Here is a 14,473-nt window from a genome sequence, read left to right as displayed (position 1 = left end):
GACCGCCATGCTTCGGTGTTTGCTCGTCGGACAGTCTGGGCGGTGGACGCGCCGAGAACGGCTTTGTATTTCCCTTCGAGTTTGCCGGTATCGGCGTCCCACACGTCGCCCTCGAAGCCGTCTTCGTCGTTGTAGCGCATGAGCCGCTGGTAATTGATCTCGTTCCAGAGAGCGGCAGAAGCGTCCAACAAGTCCCGTAGCACCTGCTCATCGTCGTCGGTGAGCGGTCGCACAACGAACGTGTTGGCACGCTTCACGACAACAGATTATTATACCTTTAGTCTTAAAGTCTTTTCGTATGCGCCCAAACATCGACATTTCACACACGCTCGGTGGCCGAGTCAAAGACTACGCAGAAGCAAACGATTTGGACCTCTCGGGAGCCTATACAGAGGTGCTAGAAGCAGGTCTTGAAGCGTTGGAGACTCAGGACAAGTTGTAACGTGGCGGTTTCTTACCGGAGTGCACGCGATTCACGCCCGCCGTGAACGGCGGGATTCTCTCGCTGTATCAAGATAGCCCGCGGCGCCGCCCTCCTCAGTTCGCCGCGTTCGGCTGTCCCACCGGCTTCGGAGCGTCACCGGCCTCGATCGCGCGTCGAGTCGACTCGCCGATCTCGACGAGGTGACACAGCGGGTTCCCCGGATAGACGACCGGATTCTCCAAAAGGCCGATAAGCAGTCCGGTGAAGGGCGCCTCGACCCCTACGGCGTCCTCCTTGAACGGGTTGGTGATCGTCGCAATCCGCTCGCCCTCGCGAACGAGCGAGCCGCTCCCGAAGTGCGTATCGACGATACCGCCGGAGTCGGCACGGAGCCACGTCTTCTCTCCCGTGCCGGCGACGATCGTCCGCCAGCCGGGCCAGCGCACGGTGTCGGTTTCGAGCAGCCCGTACTCGGCGAACACGGAGCGCACGCCGGCGAGCGCGTCGTCGATGAGCGGGCGCTGGAAGCGGTGGGCCTCGCCCATCTCGATCGTGATCGTGGGGATACCGTCGGCGGTCGCCTCGCCGCGGAGGGTGCCGCTCGGCCCGTCGCTGTCGATGATCACCTTCGATCCGAACGCCATCGAGAGGCGGTGCACTCCGTCGTCGGTCATGTCTCCGCGGACGTGAAGCATGTTCGTCCGTCCGCGGGTGGAGGTGTGAAAGTCGAGCCCGAAGTCGCAGGGCGCGATGAAGTTCGAGTAGATCTGGTTGGCCATCCGCTTCGAGCTTGTCGAGCCCGGCTCGCCGGGAAACGAGCGGTTGAGGTCGCGGTCGTACACCGGGAGGTACCGCTGTTGCGCGATGAATCCCGGGACATTGAGCACGGGGAGACAGACGAGAGTCCCGCACAGCGACGAGAGGTCCCACTCGTGGGCGACCTCGCGGACGACCTCGATCCCGTTGAGCTCGTCGCCGTGTGCGGCCGCCGTGAGGAACACCGTCGGGCCGTCGCGCTCGCCGTTGACGATCGTGACTGGGATCCGCACGGGATCGCCGAGGTACGTCTCGCTGATTCCGTAGCGGATGTTCTGCGTCTCGCCCGGCGGCACGGCGCCGCCGTTGTACGTGAACATCCGGTCATCGCTCATGCCAGACGGGAGCAGGGCAGATGGTATATATATGGCGACCCGGCTATCACGCGGCGTAACTGCCCGATGACTACGAGGGAGGGCTACGACACCGAGGCGGCACCGGCGCGGCATCGGCGCGGCACCGGCGCGGCATCGGCGCGGCACCGGCGCGACACCGGCGCGGCATCGGCAGCGCCGCTGAACCGGGCGAACTTTTACACCGGCACGTGCAAGTCATCCCATGAGTTCGGACTCGGTACGGGTAGGTGTGCTGTCGCTGCACAACAGCAAGGAGACGAAAGCGATCTGCAACGCCGTCGAGGACTTGGGCCATGAGCCCGTCTGGCTCCGTGAGGAAAACGCCGCCATCAGCGTCGACGACGGCGACGTGTCGGTCGAGCCCGCCGTCGACGTGATCGCGAACCGGCTGTTGCTCTCGAACACCGACCAGCCCGCGGAGCTGCTCGGGCTGGCGGCGACGTTCGAGCGCATTCGACCGATGTTGAACGAGCCGAACGCCGTGTTGGCGTCGATTCACAAGTTCGCCACGGCGGCGACGCTCGCCGACTGGAACATCCGCGTGCCCGACGCGCTGCTCGCGCTGTCGAACGACCGGCTCAACGAGGGGCGTGAGCGCTTCGGCGAGGTCGGGGTTTATAAGACGGCGATCGGCACCCACGGCGGCGGGACGTGGAAGGTCGACCTCACCGAGCGGGTGAACCCGAAGGTCGGCAACCGGCAGGCGTTCCTCCAGAAGCTCATCGACCGCGACGACGAGAAGCACCGCGACCTGCGCGTGTACGTCGTCGGCGACGAGATCATCGGCTCGATGTACCGCTACGCGCCCGAGGGCGACTGGCGGACCAACGTCGCGCTCGGCGGCGCGGTCGAGGACGCCACCGACGACATGCCCGATGTGGCCGCCGAGACCGCGCTGTACGCGGCCGACGTGATGGATCTGGACTACGCCGGCGTCGACCTCGTCGAGGGGTACGACGGGTGGTACGTGCTCGAAGTGAACCCGACGGCCGGATTTAAAGGGCTGTTCGAGGCCACCGGCACGAGTCCCGCGCCGCACATCGCGAAGCTCGCGATCGAGACCGTCGGCGGCGAGGTCGACGACGACGACGTCGAGCTGATATCGACGACGCTCGACGACTCGCGGCCCTCGTGTGCCCCCGTGCCGAAGCCGAGCCCGACCGAACAGCCCGTGATCGGCTACATCGAGGAGGTCGTCGTCACCGGCACCTCCGGCTCCACGCAGTCGCTCGCGAAGTCGGACACGGGCGCGACCCGGACCAGCATCGACACGCAGCTCGCCGCCGAGATCGGCGCCGGCCCGATCAAGAGCATGACTCGAGTCAAGTCGGGCAGCGTGAAGGGCGGGAAGGCCCGCCCCGTCGTCGACCTGGTCATCGGGATCGGCGGGAACCAGCACACGGTCACCGCCAGCGTCGAGGACCGCGGTCACATGGACTACCCGCTCCTCTTAGGCCGTGACATCCTCACCGACTACCGGGTCGACGTCCGGAAGCGCGCCGACGTGGAGGAGGCCGAACGCGGCGAGGTGGGCGAAATCCTCGAAGAGGAGGAGTAAGGAGAGACCGCCGCGCGCCGACAGCATCGGCTTCCGAACAATACTTTTGTACGTTCGGATCGGAGCGGCGCATATGAAGGAGGGGACGGTGTCACTGTCGGACGAGCAGTACGAGCGGCTCGGTGCGCTCGCGGCCGCCCGCGGCGTGAGCCCCGAGACGCAGCTGGCTCGGCTCATCGACGACGCGTATGAGGGCCTCGACGCCGACGCCGCACGCACGGAGAGCCTCCCGCTCGGCGTGTGCGACGCCGACGACGAGGACTCGCCCGAAGACGGAGCGTAGCGTCGGTCCCGCCGACGGACTACGCCGGGTCCACCTTCGTCACCTCGACGTCAACGCCGTCGGCGTCAACGCCGATCCGTGCGAACTGGGTCTGAACGTGTTCCTTCGCTGTGGTCAGCGCCTGATCGCGGGTGTCGAACCCGCGGGACATCGGCTCCTCGAAGGCGACTCGGATCTCCTCGCCGTCGACGAGGAGGGCGGACCCGCCGCTCTCGACCTGGTAGAAGGAGTCGCAGACCCAGACGTACGGGGCGTCCTCGTCAGGCGCGCCCTTATAAGCGGGCGGCTCCTCACCGCGCTCGAACACCGTGCCGGTGAGTTCTGTCCCGCCGCCGCTGCCGTGAACGAGTATCATGTAGCCGGTACGGTCCGGAGACTCAAAAGGAGTCCGCGAGGAGCCTCCCGAACCGGAAGACGAGGGGGAAACGCTTTCGGCGTGGGAGATGGTGGATCCGCCATGACGTTGGAGGACTTCACCGAGTTCGGCGACGACGAGGGTGACGGCGGCGGAGACGGTGGCGCCGTCGACCCCGCGACCGTCGAACGCGGTGGCAGCGAGCGCGGTGACGCCGAGCGCGGTGACGACGGCGCGACCGACGCCAGCGGCGCGCCCGATGGCGGCGGGGCAACCGACGTGGGCGGGGAGGCCGCGACTGACGACGACTTCACCGCGTACGACGTGGCGCCGACCGGCGAGGACGTCGGGCTCGGCGTCGTCTCCGTCTCGCAGGGGCTCCGCGTGGCCGAGGAAGAGGACGAGACGACGCTGCGGGCGTTCGTCACGACGGGGAACCGCGAGGCGGTCCGGCTCGGGAAGTACCTCCTGATCCCGTATCCGGACGGAGAACGGTTGTTCTGCCGGATCACCGGACTGGAGTACGCACAGGAGTTCCGGTCGGACGACGCCACCGAGATCCACGCCCGCCGGCAGATGCGTCGCGACGACTTCGCCGAGCGCGACTACAAGTTCATGGCCGAACTGGAGCCGATGTCGGTCGTCTACGGGGCCGGCGACGACATGAAACGCCGGATGACCGATCGGGTGCCCAAACCCGGCGCAGTCGTGGAGGAGGCCTCCGACGACGCCGAGATCAAGACCGGGCTGAAGATCCCTGAGGACGGCGTCTTCCTCGGGCACCTCTCGGTCGGCGGCGAGAAGGTGCGGACGGCGGCGAAACCGCCCACGGTCGACTACCGGGTGAAGGACGACTACGCCGACGGCGACCCGCTCGCGTTCCGGCACACCCTCGTCGCCGGCGGGACCGGGTCGGGAAAGACCCACGCCTCCAAGAACGTCCTCCGGCAGTACCTCGATTCGGACCGGACCTATCCGACCGGTGACGGTCGGACGTCGCGGATGGCGGTCGTCCAGTTCGACCCGCAAGACGAGTACGCGCAGATGCACGACGACAACCCCGACCTCGACGCCGACTTCGCGCGCCGGCTGGATCGGGAGGGGATCGCCCACGGCGGTCACGACGACACCGTCGCGCTGGTGCCCCGAGCCGCGAACGCGACGTATCCGGGCGAGGGCCATCGCGCCGAGCGCGTGGAGTTCACGATCCCCTTCTCGCTGGCGCAGGACATGCCGTGGCTCGTCGCCGGCTCCGGGCTCAACGAGAACCAGTACCCTGCCCTGCTGACCCTCATCAACCGATTTTTCCGCGACTACGGGGACTCGGGGACCTACAGCCAGTTCCTCTCGTACCTCGACGACCCGGCGCTCAAAGAGGAACTCGACGAAAGCGGCCGGGTTCACGAGGCAACGTTCGACGCCGTCAAACGGCGGGTCCGCGCGGTTCCCGGCGGCGTCTTCGATCAGGACGCGAAGCCGATCACGGAGCTTGACCACACCCTCGTTCGACCGGGCGGACTCTCCGTGGTTCCCACCTACCACCTGCCCACCTCCCGACAGAAGGAGATCGTCGTGCTCGCGGTCGCGGGGCTGCTCGTCGACGACAAGCTCTCGAACGACCCGGACAGCGACCGAATCAAGGAGACGCCCCTCCTCATCGGGATGGACGAGGCGCACAACTTCCTCGCCGACGCCGACACCGTGCAGGCTCAGAAGGTCGTCCAGACGTTCACGGAGGCCGCGAAGCAGGGCCGCAAGGAGCGGCTCGGCCTCTTCCTGATCACGCAGGACCCGCAGGACGTGGCCGAGTCGGTGTTCAAACAGGTGAACACGAAGATCGTCTTGAACCTCGGCGACGAGGACGCGATCTCCAGCGTGAACATCCCCGCGAACCTCGCCGGGAAGGTCCCGTACATGGAGAAGGGACAGATGGTGGTGTACTCGCCGGACAACTCCGAGCCCGTCGAGCTGATCGGGCTCTCGACGTGCGTGACGCGACACGGCGACTGAGCGAGCCCGCGAGGGTCCGATTGCCGTCCGGTCGGAGTCGCCGCCGCCCTTTAAACGTCGGGCGAGCGAAGCGCGCACATGGGCAAACGGATCCTCGTCGCGATCGACGGATCGACGGAGGCGGCCGACGCGCTCCAGTACGCGGCGTCTGAGTGGCCCGACGCCGAGCTGACGGCCCTGCACGTGATCAATCCCGCCGACTCGGCGACGGGCGCGGAGGGCGGGTTCCCGGGCGCCGCCGACCAGTGGTACGACAGCGCCGAACAGCGCGGCGAACGGATCCTGACAGAGGTGACGGCACCGATCGACCGTGCGGTCCGGACGCGACTGGAGGTCGGGCGCCCGACCGCGACGATACTCGCCGTGGCGGGCGGCGAGAAGCGGGTCGGCGAGGACGACGACCCGGGCGAGCCGTTCGACCACGTCGTGTTGGCGAGTCAGGGCCGGACCGGGCTCTCTCGGGTCCTCCTCGGGAGCGTCGCCGAGGCCGTGGTCCGCCGCGCCGAGGTGCCCGTCACCGTCGTTCGGTGAGGGAACGCGGCGATCAGTCCTCCGCGCGCTCCGCCTCGACTACCTCGCCGACGACCGTCCACCCCTCCTCGTCGGGGGCTGAGCGCCCGAGCAGCACGGACTCGTAGTCGTCGTCGGTGATCAGCCGGAACTCCGCGTCGCCGTCGGCGTCGGTCCGAACGCCCTCGCCCCGGAACTCCCGCTGGAAGAATTCGGTCGATAAGAACTCGTAGACCCCGGTTTCGCCGTCGTCGAGGGTGAGTCGGACGGGTCGCGGTTGGACGTTGTGGATACGCTTGGCGACCGGATTGAGGTCGGGCATAGCGAACTATCCGTGCGATTCGGAATTAAAAGCGCGGTCCCCGCGCTCGGGCGAGAGGGGCATCCGCGTGCCCCGGCTGAGACCACCCTACGAGGTTAAGTCCTCTCAGCGCGTCCGTGCAGTGGACTATCCATGTTGTCAGCATCATTAAACTACCTGCGCGACGGCGACGACGCCATCGTGACGGTCGCGATCGGCGGAGTACTGCTGCTCGCCAGCCCGCTCCTAATCCCCTCGTTCCTCGTGCTCGGATACCTCACGCGCGTCATCCGGCGGACGGCCGACGGCGACGACGAGCCGCCGGTCTTCGAGGCGTGGGGTGACCTCCTCGTGGAGGGCGTGAAGGCGTTCGCGGTCACGTTCGTCTATTCGCTGCTGCCGCTCGCGGTCCTCGCAGTCGCTGCCGTGTTCGGTATCGGTGCGGCCGTCGTCGGGTCTGGTGACGGTGCCGGCGGCCTCCTCGGCGGGTTGGTCGGCGGGCTGCTGGCGCTGCTGCTCGTCGTCGTCGCGTTCGCCGTCTCGCTCGCCGGCGTCTACGTCACTCCGGCCGCACTGGCCGCGGTCGCCGACTCGGGGCGCGTCGGCGACGGCTTCGCGGTCGGGACGCTCTGGAGTGTCGTTACAAAGCGGGCGTACGCGGTCGGCTGGCTCACTGCCGTCGCGGTGGTGTTCGCGGGTTCGTTAGCGATCGGCGTGCTCTCCATCGTTCCGGTGCTCGGCACGATCGCCGGGTTCTTCGTGCAGTTCTACGCGATCGTCGCCGCGGCCGCCATCATCGGCTGGACGTGGACTGACGTGCGACCGGTCGCGACCGACGTTGCAGACCCCGACCCCGCGAATCGGCCCGTCGTGTGAGTCGTCGAACAGTCAAAAGTTGTCGAACAGCCAAGACTCGTTGAGCAGTCGAGACTCGTCGACACTCGATGGCGACGGAACGGACCCCGTGAAAAAGCCGCGAACGCGAGGGGTGTTACTCGTCGAGAACGTCGTCGTAGTCGCCGGCGTCGACGCGGTCGTCGAACGTCCGGGCGTCCTCGCCTTCGATGGTGACGCCGAGGGAGGCGCAGGTGCCGCCGACCTCCTTGGCGGCGTTTTTCACGTCGTACGCGAGCAGGTCGGTCGACTTCTGCTCTGCGACCTTCTTCACCTGTTCGACCGACATGTCCGCGACGAAGTCCTCCTGCGGTTCGCCGGAGCCGGTCTCGAAGCCGGCCTCGTCTTTGATCAGTTCGGCCGTCGGCGGGACGCCGACTTCGATCGTGAAGGAGCCGTCGTCGTCGTACTCGACAGTGACGGGCACTTCCATGCCGTCGAACGCGGCGGTCTCGTCGTTGATCTGCGACACGACGTTCTGAACGTCCACCGGCGTCGGCCCGAGCTCGGGACCGAGCGGCGGGCCGGGGGTGGCCTGCCCGCCGGGGACGAGCGCTTCGATAGTTCCAGCCATACCCATACGAACCCGGTGACGACTTTTAACGGTTGTTCTTTCGGGCAGGGGGAGCCAGCGGTTCGCACACATCCGATATCGGCTGTGGGGCGGCGGGTACTCCGCTCGACAGAACGGCTCGGAGATGGAGGAGACTTATAAGTAGCCGTTCGCGGTGAACGGCTCCGAATCCCCGACTACCCCTTCGAGTACCGCCCGTCGCTACCGCACGGGACTTCACGCCGCTCCAGTCTTGCCGGACGGTCCGGCGCGGATCAGCTCGCGTCGGTCGGCGCGATCGCATCGAGCCGCACTCACCGGCTCGCGGGGGAGGCTGCCGCCGACCATGACCGCCGAGACAGCGGGAACGGCGTCGAGATTCGAGAGGATGGAAAAGACGACCCCAAACGGTCCCACCTCAGTCACTCCGCGTCGAACCGCTCGTCACTCGTCCTCGCTCTCGTCGTTGTCCTCGTCCGCATCGACGGGCGTCATCGCCGCAATCCCCGCTTCGAGCGACGGGAGCTCAGCGCCCTCCGCGAGCAGCGGTTCGACGAGTCGCCGGAAGGCCGCCTCCGCGACTGCTCGTGTGTAGGTCGGCTCGGGGTGACCGGCGGTCTCAGCGATCCCGAGCGCGTCCGATCCGCCACGCTCGGCGGTGTCTACTCCCCCGCTCAGCGTGATCTGTCGCGTCCGTGCCCCGTCAAGCGTCGCGACCAGCAGCGCCGCGGTCTCCTCGACGTCGACGTCGCGGAAGACGCCCTCCTCGATACCCGATTCGAGGATGTCGACGACGGTGCCACGGAGCAGCCGATCGCTCCGCGTGAGCTGTTCGCGAATCGGCTCGTTGAACGGTCCTTGCGTGCGGAGTTCGAGGAGCGCGATGTGAAACGCCTCGCGGTCGACCGCGTCGGGCTCGAAGACGAACCAGCCGATGAACCCCGCGAGCCGCTCGGACGGCGAACTGTCTGCGTGAGCCGCGATCCGACGCTCCGAGTCGCTGATCACGCGATCGAGGAACGCGACGAGCAGATCTTCTTTGGTGTCGTAGTGATAGTGGAGCAGCGACTTGCTCTTTGAACACTCATCGGCGATGTCCTGCATCGTCAGTTCGGCGTAGCCGTGAGCGCGGAGCGCGCGATAGACTCCGTCCATGATCTCGTCGGCCGCGCTCGGCTGGTCGCTCATTGACTGACCGGTCAGTCAGCGATCGGTAAATCCCTATCGGTCGGAGAACAGTTCGCCCGTGCGTCGGACGGACCAGCCGCTCAGAGGCGTAGATTAGTCAAAAAGCGGTACACCCGTGAACGTCGTCGCCGGTGTTACAGGCGGGTGACGTTCGTCGCGCGCGGACCCTTATCCGCTTCTTCGATGTCGAACTCGACTTCCTGACCTTCTTCCAGGTCCGGGCCGCCGACGTCCTCCATGTGGAAGAACACGTCCTCGTCCGCGTCGTCAGTCTCGATAAATCCGTAGCCGCCAGTGTCGTTGAAGAAGTCAACTTCGCCTTTCGCCATTGCATCCGTAAAACCGAGTGGTGTACGTAAAAGGCTTCCGCGAGCGGGATCGCCATGCTAACGTCAGTCATGCCCGGACGGGACGGGTAGTCCGTCGGGGTGGATCCCGCCGTGTTAGTAACTACTATACGACCCCGGTTCAGAACCGTTAGGTATGAGTCAGTCGTACAATCGAGGCCTCATCGAGGACTTCAGCCGTTGGCGGGAGTTCGAGGCGGGGATGTGGGCCTGGATCTTCCATAAATTCACGGGGTGGGTGCTCATCGGCTACCTGTTCACTCACATCGCCGTGTTGAGTACCGCGATCCCGGCAGCCGGTGCAAGCGAGGCCGTGTTACTGGCAGGCGATGACGTATATACGCAGACGATCGTCAGCCTCGAAGGGCTGCTCCTCGTGCGTATCCTGGAGGTCGGCCTGCTCGCGGTCGCCGTCTTCCACATGCTCAACGGCACCCGGCTCCTCCTCGTCGATCTCGGCGTCGGACTGGAGGCACAGGACAAGAGCTTCTACGCGTCGCTGATCTTGACCGGAGCGATCACCGTCGCGTCCGTCCCGACCTTCATCGCGGGGGCGTTCTGAGATGGCGGAGCGCTACTCCTCGTTCAACTCCGGCGGTCGGATGTGGCTGCTCCAGCGCGTCACCGCGGCGTTCCTGGTGATCGTGCTGGCGTTCCACTTCTTCCTGCTCCACTTCGTCAACCACGCCGACGAGGTCTCGTTCCTCGCCAGCTCGGCGCGGATGGAGCAGCTGAGCTACTACTCGCTGATGGTGTTGTTCCTCGTGACCGCGACGTTCCACGGGGTCAACGGCGTGTACAACGCTCTTGTCAATCAGGGACTTACCGGTACCAAGCGCACGGTCGTCAAGTGGTCGCTCGTGGCCGCGAGCGTCGTGCTGCTGTTCCAGGGGATTCGGACGGCGAACGCATGGGCGGGCGGCTTCCCGCTGCTCTGAACTATGAGTACGCAGACACCAACACAAGTCGAGGAATCGAGCGAAACCGACGCCGAGGCGGAGGTGCCTTCGAAGGGCGATGAGCGTCGAGACGAGAAGCGACGGCGCGCCGCCGAGAAGCGCGCCCGTCGACAGGTAAAAGAGGCCGAACAGGCCGCCGCCGACGAGGAGACGATCGAGCTGAAGGTGTTCCGGTACGACCCCGAGATCGAGGGGAAACAGGAGCCCCGATTCGACACGTTCCACGTGCCGTTCACGAAGGGGATGACCGTCCTCGACGCGCTGATGTACTCGCGGGACACGTACGACTCCTCGCTCACGTTCCGACACTCCTGCCGGCAGGCCGTCTGCGGCTCGGACGCGATGTTCGTAAACGGCGGCCAGAAGCTGGCGTGTAAGACCCAGATCGCGGACCTCGAAGAGCCGATCCGGGTGGAGCCGCTCCCGCACGCCGAGGTCCGGAAGGACCTCGTCGTCGACTTGGAGCACTTCTACGACCAGATGGAGGCCGTCGAGCCGTACTTCCAGACGAACGAGTACCCCGACGGCGAACTGGAAGAGCAGCGCCAGACGCGGGAGAACCGCGAGAAGATCAAGATGTCGACCCGGTGTATCTGGTGTAGCGCGTGTATGTCCTCGTGTAACATCGCCGCCGGCGACAACGAGTATCTCGGCCCGGCCGCGATCAACAAGGCCTACCGGTTCGCGATGGACGAGCGCGAGGGCGAGGACATCAAACAGCAGCGGCTCGAGATCATCGAGCAGGAACACGGCGTCTGGCGGTGCCAGACGCAGTTCTCCTGTACCGAAGTGTGCCCGAAAGACATCCCACTCACCGAGCACATTCAGGAGCTGAAGCGCGAAGCGGTCAAGAATAATCTGAAGTTCTGGTAGCGACGGGAGACACGCTCAAGGGCATTCAGAACAAACGAATAAACATACCCAACAATGCACGAACACGACGTCATCGTTGTCGGCGCCGGGGGGGCGGGACTCCGGGCGGCGATCGCGGCACAGGAAGCCGGGGCCGACGTGGCCATCGTCTCGAAACTCCACCCGGTCCGCTCGCACACGGGCGCGGCCGAGGGAGGAATTAACGCGGCGCTGCGCGACGCCGACTCATGGCAGGACCACGCGTACGACACCATGAAGGGGTCGGACTACCTCGGCGACGCGCCGGCTGTCGAGGCCCTCTGTCAGGAGAGCCCTGAAGAGGTCATCCAGCTCGAACACTGGGGGATGCCGTTCTCCCGCGAGGACGACGGTCGCGTCTCACAGCGACCGTTCGGCGGGCTCTCCTTCCCGCGGACCACGTACGCCGGTGCGGAGACCGGCCACCAGATGCTCCACACGATGTACGAGCAGGTGGTCAAACGCGGAATCACGGTGTACGACGAGTGGCACGTGATGGAGCTGGCCGTCACCGACGAGGAGGACCCGGCGGACCGGACCTGTCACGGCGTCGTCGCCTACGACATTCAGAGCGGTGAGGTCAGCGGCTTCCGCGCCGAGAACGGCGTCATCCTCGCGACCGGCGGGATGGGGCAGGTGTTCGATCACACCACGAACGCGGTCGCGAACACCGGCGACGGCGTCGCGATGGCGTACCGCGCGGGCGTCCCGATGGAGGACATGGAGTTTATCCAGTTCCATCCGACGACGCTTCCGTCCACCGGTGTCCTCATCTCCGAAGGCGTTCGCGGCGAGGGCGGTATCCTCTACAATAAGAACGGCGAGCGGTTCATGTTCGAGCACGGCTACGCGAACAACGACGGCGAGCTCGCCTCTCGCGACGTGGTCTCCCGCGCCGAGCTGACCGAGGTCAACGAGGGGCGCGGCATCGAGGACGAGTACGTCCACCTCGACATGCGCCACCTCGGCGAGGAGCGCATCCTCGACCGACTGGAGAACATCCTCCACCTCGCGGAGGACTTCGAGGGCGCGGACGGGCTCACCGAGCCCATGCCGGTCAAGCCCGGGCAACACTACGCGATGGGCGGCATCGAGACGAACGAGTTCGGCGAGACCGTCATCGGCGGCCTCTACGCCGCCGGCGAGTGCGCCTGCGCGTCGGTCCACGGCGCGAACCGTCTCGGCGGCAACGCCCTGCCCGAGCTGATCGTCTTCGGCAAGCGCGCCGGGCGCCACGCGGCCGGCGAGGAGATGGGTGAGGCCGAGATCACGACCGGGAAGCAGGGCGACTGGGAGGCCACTGACTACGAGTTCGAGATCGAGGTCGGCGAGACCGGCGGACAGGGCCCCGCGGCCGCCGACGGCGGCGCGGTGGCGACGGACCCCGGCGACGTACTCGAAGTCGAGGTCGAGCGCGCTAAGGCCCGTATCGAGGAGCTACTCACGCGTAAGGGACGCAACCACGCCGAGATCCGCTCGACGGTCCAGCAGACGATGACCGACAACGTCAACGTGTTCCGCGAGGAGGGCCGACTCGGGGAGACGCTCGGCGACCTCCGCGAAGCCCGAGAGGCGTACAAGGACGTGGCCGTCTCGGACCCGTCCCGGACGTTCAACACGGACCTCATCCACACGATGGAAACCCGGAACATCCTCGACATCGCCGAGGCGCTCACGATGGGCGCGCTCGCTCGCAAGGAGTTCCGCGGCGCGCACTGGCGGAAAGAGCACCAGGAGCGGAAAGACGAGAACTGGCTGAAACACACGCTCGTCTCGTGGCACGACGGCGAGCCGGAACTGTGGTACAAGCCGACGATCCTCGAAGGCGAGAACAAGACGTACGAGCCGAAGAGTCGATCGTACTGAACGGCAGGTCAGACACGATCGATTCTGATCGTTCACGATTCCCTATCCGTCGTCGGTCGAAATTCGGCGGAGATCCGCCGAACAAGACGACGACGGGCCCACCGACACTGACCCCGTTTCGACGCGTTTCGGGTGTTTCCGCCCCGCTAGCGCGATTTCGACAATCGTTGTATAGGGGGTTTATTATCGTCGAATCCGTTGTATCGGACAAGATGCTTGAGACACAGACCGCACCCACCGCGGCACCGGCCCTGCCGTCGGAGCTGCAGTCTCCCCGCGCGAAGCTCGTCTACCTGTACCTCACGACGAACGGCGACGCGACCGTTTCGGAGATGGGCGACTCGCTGGGAATGAAGAAGCTCTCGCTGTACAGCATTCTGAAGACGCTCCGAAAGGAGAACATGGTCGACTGCGACGGCGACACCTACGTGCTGAACTGACCCCGTTCTCATCTGTGCTCTCCGTTCTCGATCGTTCCCGATCTTGCCAGCGGAGCGTTTACGAGCCCGCGGAACGCAGTGAGGCCGTGGACGCGAACCAGAACAAGCTCCGGAACCCGTTCGGGATGGACACGGAGTGTGAGAACTGTTCCGAGCTGTGCGGGCCCCGCGATCGCGTCGTTCACGGCTACGGCGACGTGGGTGCCGAGTTCCTCGTCGTCGGCGCGCGACCGAGCGCGACCGCCGAGGCCAACGGCATCCCATTCACCGGTGCGGGAACCGGACAACGAGTGCAGTCGATCTTCGCCGACCTCGGGTTCGTCCGATCGGCGCCGGACGCGACGGAACCGGACGTACAGAACGTCTTTTTCACGAACCTGACGCGGTGCCGTCACCCCGAGCGCGAGCCGACCGACTTGGAGGTCGAGACCTGTGAGCCGTTCCTCAACGCGGAGATCCGGATGATCAACCCGCAGATTATCGTTCCCGTCGGCGAGCGACCGCTCCGCGAACTCGCGGTCGCGTACACCACCCGGCGCCCGGACTCCTTCGACATCGACGCCGAACACGCCACGACGATCCGCGGGCGCGGCTTCGAGGTGGTGCCGATGAAGGACCCGGGCGAGATGACGGAGAGCGAGGCCGACGCGTTCCGAGACCACATGCGCGAGAACGTGTTGAGCCGGGACTACCGGCAGACGAAGGGCCGGCAGAGCCGCTGA

At 66.1% G+C, this 14,473-nt stretch carries 18 protein-coding genes and 1 pseudogene; 11 read left to right on the top strand and 8 right to left on the bottom strand.

What is annotated here, in order from left to right; all coding sequences use genetic code 11:
• Together ACNS88_RS10745 and ACNS88_RS10740 are read right to left on the bottom strand one after the other, a co-directional pair.
• Positions 1-257: pseudogene (locus ACNS88_RS10745) on the bottom strand (RNA-guided endonuclease TnpB family protein); the annotation flags it as partial.
• 280 nt (positions 258-537) lie between these two features.
• A complete protein-coding gene (locus ACNS88_RS10740) occupies positions 538-1,575 on the bottom strand; it encodes a succinylglutamate desuccinylase/aspartoacylase family protein (RefSeq protein ID WP_435097071.1) in 1,038 nt (345 codons plus the stop codon).
• A gap of 223 nt (positions 1,576-1,798) precedes the next feature.
• On the opposite strand from ACNS88_RS10740, the gene ACNS88_RS10735 reads away from it, so the two are divergent.
• Complete coding sequence (locus ACNS88_RS10735) at positions 1,799-3,154, top strand: putative ATP-dependent zinc protease (RefSeq protein WP_435097068.1); 1,356 nt, start codon at positions 1,799-1,801, stop codon at positions 3,152-3,154.
• Between the two features lie 73 nt (positions 3,155-3,227).
• A complete protein-coding gene (locus ACNS88_RS10730; protein WP_435097065.1) occupies positions 3,228-3,437 on the top strand; it encodes a hypothetical protein in 210 nt (69 codons plus the stop codon).
• Positions 3,438-3,456: 19 nt separating this feature from the next.
• On the opposite strand, the gene ACNS88_RS10725 is transcribed toward ACNS88_RS10730, so the two are convergent.
• On the bottom strand, positions 3,457-3,792 hold the full coding sequence (locus ACNS88_RS10725; RefSeq protein WP_435097062.1) for a DUF7113 family protein: 336 nt from the start codon (positions 3,790-3,792) through the stop codon (positions 3,457-3,459).
• Positions 3,793-3,894: 102 nt separating this feature from the next.
• On the opposite strand from ACNS88_RS10725, the gene ACNS88_RS10720 reads away from it, so the two are divergent.
• Complete coding sequence (locus ACNS88_RS10720) at positions 3,895-5,802, top strand: ATP-binding protein (RefSeq protein ID WP_435097059.1); 1,908 nt, start codon at positions 3,895-3,897, stop codon at positions 5,800-5,802.
• 78 nt (positions 5,803-5,880) lie between these two features.
• Positions 5,881-6,333, top strand: a complete 453-nt coding sequence (locus ACNS88_RS10715; RefSeq protein WP_435097056.1) for a universal stress protein — start codon at positions 5,881-5,883, stop codon at positions 6,331-6,333.
• A 13-nt stretch (positions 6,334-6,346) separates the two neighbouring features.
• On the opposite strand, the gene ACNS88_RS10710 is transcribed toward ACNS88_RS10715, so the two are convergent.
• Positions 6,347-6,634 (bottom strand): DUF8072 family protein, encoded by a 288-nt coding sequence (locus ACNS88_RS10710; protein WP_435097053.1) that lies wholly within the window; start codon positions 6,632-6,634, stop codon positions 6,347-6,349.
• 132 nt (positions 6,635-6,766) lie between these two features.
• On the opposite strand from ACNS88_RS10710, the gene ACNS88_RS10705 reads away from it, so the two are divergent.
• Positions 6,767-7,489: a DUF4013 domain-containing protein gene (locus tag ACNS88_RS10705; RefSeq protein WP_435097050.1), complete on the top strand. Its 723-nt coding sequence runs from the start codon at positions 6,767-6,769 to the stop codon at positions 7,487-7,489.
• A gap of 115 nt (positions 7,490-7,604) precedes the next feature.
• Here the strand turns inward: ACNS88_RS10705 and ACNS88_RS10700 are convergent, their stop codons facing one another.
• The 4 genes from ACNS88_RS10700 to ACNS88_RS10685 all read right to left on the bottom strand — a co-directional run bounded on the left by ACNS88_RS10700 (position 7,605) and on the right by ACNS88_RS10685 (position 9,577).
• Entirely contained in the window at positions 7,605-8,081 is a 477-nt protein-coding gene (locus tag ACNS88_RS10700; RefSeq protein ID WP_435097047.1) for a 50S ribosomal protein L11, read from the bottom strand.
• A 216-nt stretch (positions 8,082-8,297) separates the two neighbouring features.
• Positions 8,298-8,477: a hypothetical protein gene (locus tag ACNS88_RS10695; RefSeq protein WP_435097044.1), complete on the bottom strand. Its 180-nt coding sequence runs from the start codon at positions 8,475-8,477 to the stop codon at positions 8,298-8,300.
• 27 nt (positions 8,478-8,504) lie between these two features.
• Complete coding sequence (locus ACNS88_RS10690) at positions 8,505-9,248, bottom strand: TetR/AcrR family transcriptional regulator (RefSeq protein WP_435097040.1); 744 nt, start codon at positions 9,246-9,248, stop codon at positions 8,505-8,507.
• A 134-nt stretch (positions 9,249-9,382) separates the two neighbouring features.
• Positions 9,383-9,577, bottom strand: coding sequence for a cold-shock protein (locus ACNS88_RS10685; RefSeq protein ID WP_004046659.1), 195 nt, complete (start codon positions 9,575-9,577; stop codon positions 9,383-9,385).
• A 154-nt stretch (positions 9,578-9,731) separates the two neighbouring features.
• Here ACNS88_RS10685 and sdhC point away from each other — a divergent pair, with 154 nt between their 5' ends.
• From sdhC to ACNS88_RS10655, 6 genes are all read left to right on the top strand, one after another.
• Positions 9,732-10,157, top strand: coding sequence for a succinate dehydrogenase, cytochrome b556 subunit (gene sdhC / locus ACNS88_RS10680; RefSeq protein WP_435097036.1), 426 nt, complete (start codon positions 9,732-9,734; stop codon positions 10,155-10,157).
• A gap of 1 nt (position 10,158) precedes the next feature.
• Positions 10,159-10,533, top strand: coding sequence for a succinate dehydrogenase/fumarate reductase transmembrane subunit (locus ACNS88_RS10675; RefSeq protein WP_435097033.1), 375 nt, complete (start codon positions 10,159-10,161; stop codon positions 10,531-10,533).
• 3 nt (positions 10,534-10,536) lie between these two features.
• On the top strand, positions 10,537-11,427 hold the full coding sequence (locus ACNS88_RS10670) for a succinate dehydrogenase/fumarate reductase iron-sulfur subunit (RefSeq protein ID WP_435097030.1): 891 nt from the start codon (positions 10,537-10,539) through the stop codon (positions 11,425-11,427).
• Positions 11,428-11,481: 54 nt separating this feature from the next.
• A complete protein-coding gene (locus ACNS88_RS10665; protein ID WP_435097027.1) occupies positions 11,482-13,311 on the top strand; it encodes an FAD-binding protein in 1,830 nt (609 codons plus the stop codon).
• A gap of 212 nt (positions 13,312-13,523) precedes the next feature.
• Positions 13,524-13,751: a TrmB family transcriptional regulator gene (locus tag ACNS88_RS10660; protein WP_435097024.1), complete on the top strand. Its 228-nt coding sequence runs from the start codon at positions 13,524-13,526 to the stop codon at positions 13,749-13,751.
• An 86-nt stretch (positions 13,752-13,837) separates the two neighbouring features.
• Positions 13,838-14,473, top strand: coding sequence for a uracil-DNA glycosylase (locus ACNS88_RS10655; protein ID WP_435097021.1), 636 nt, complete (start codon positions 13,838-13,840; stop codon positions 14,471-14,473).

Origin of the sequence: Halorubrum shenae, from assembly GCF_051194165.1 — an archaeon.
Taxonomy (GTDB): Archaea; Halobacteriota; Halobacteria; order Halobacteriales; family Haloferacaceae; genus Halorubrum.
This window is presented reverse-complemented; position numbering and strand designations above follow the sequence as displayed.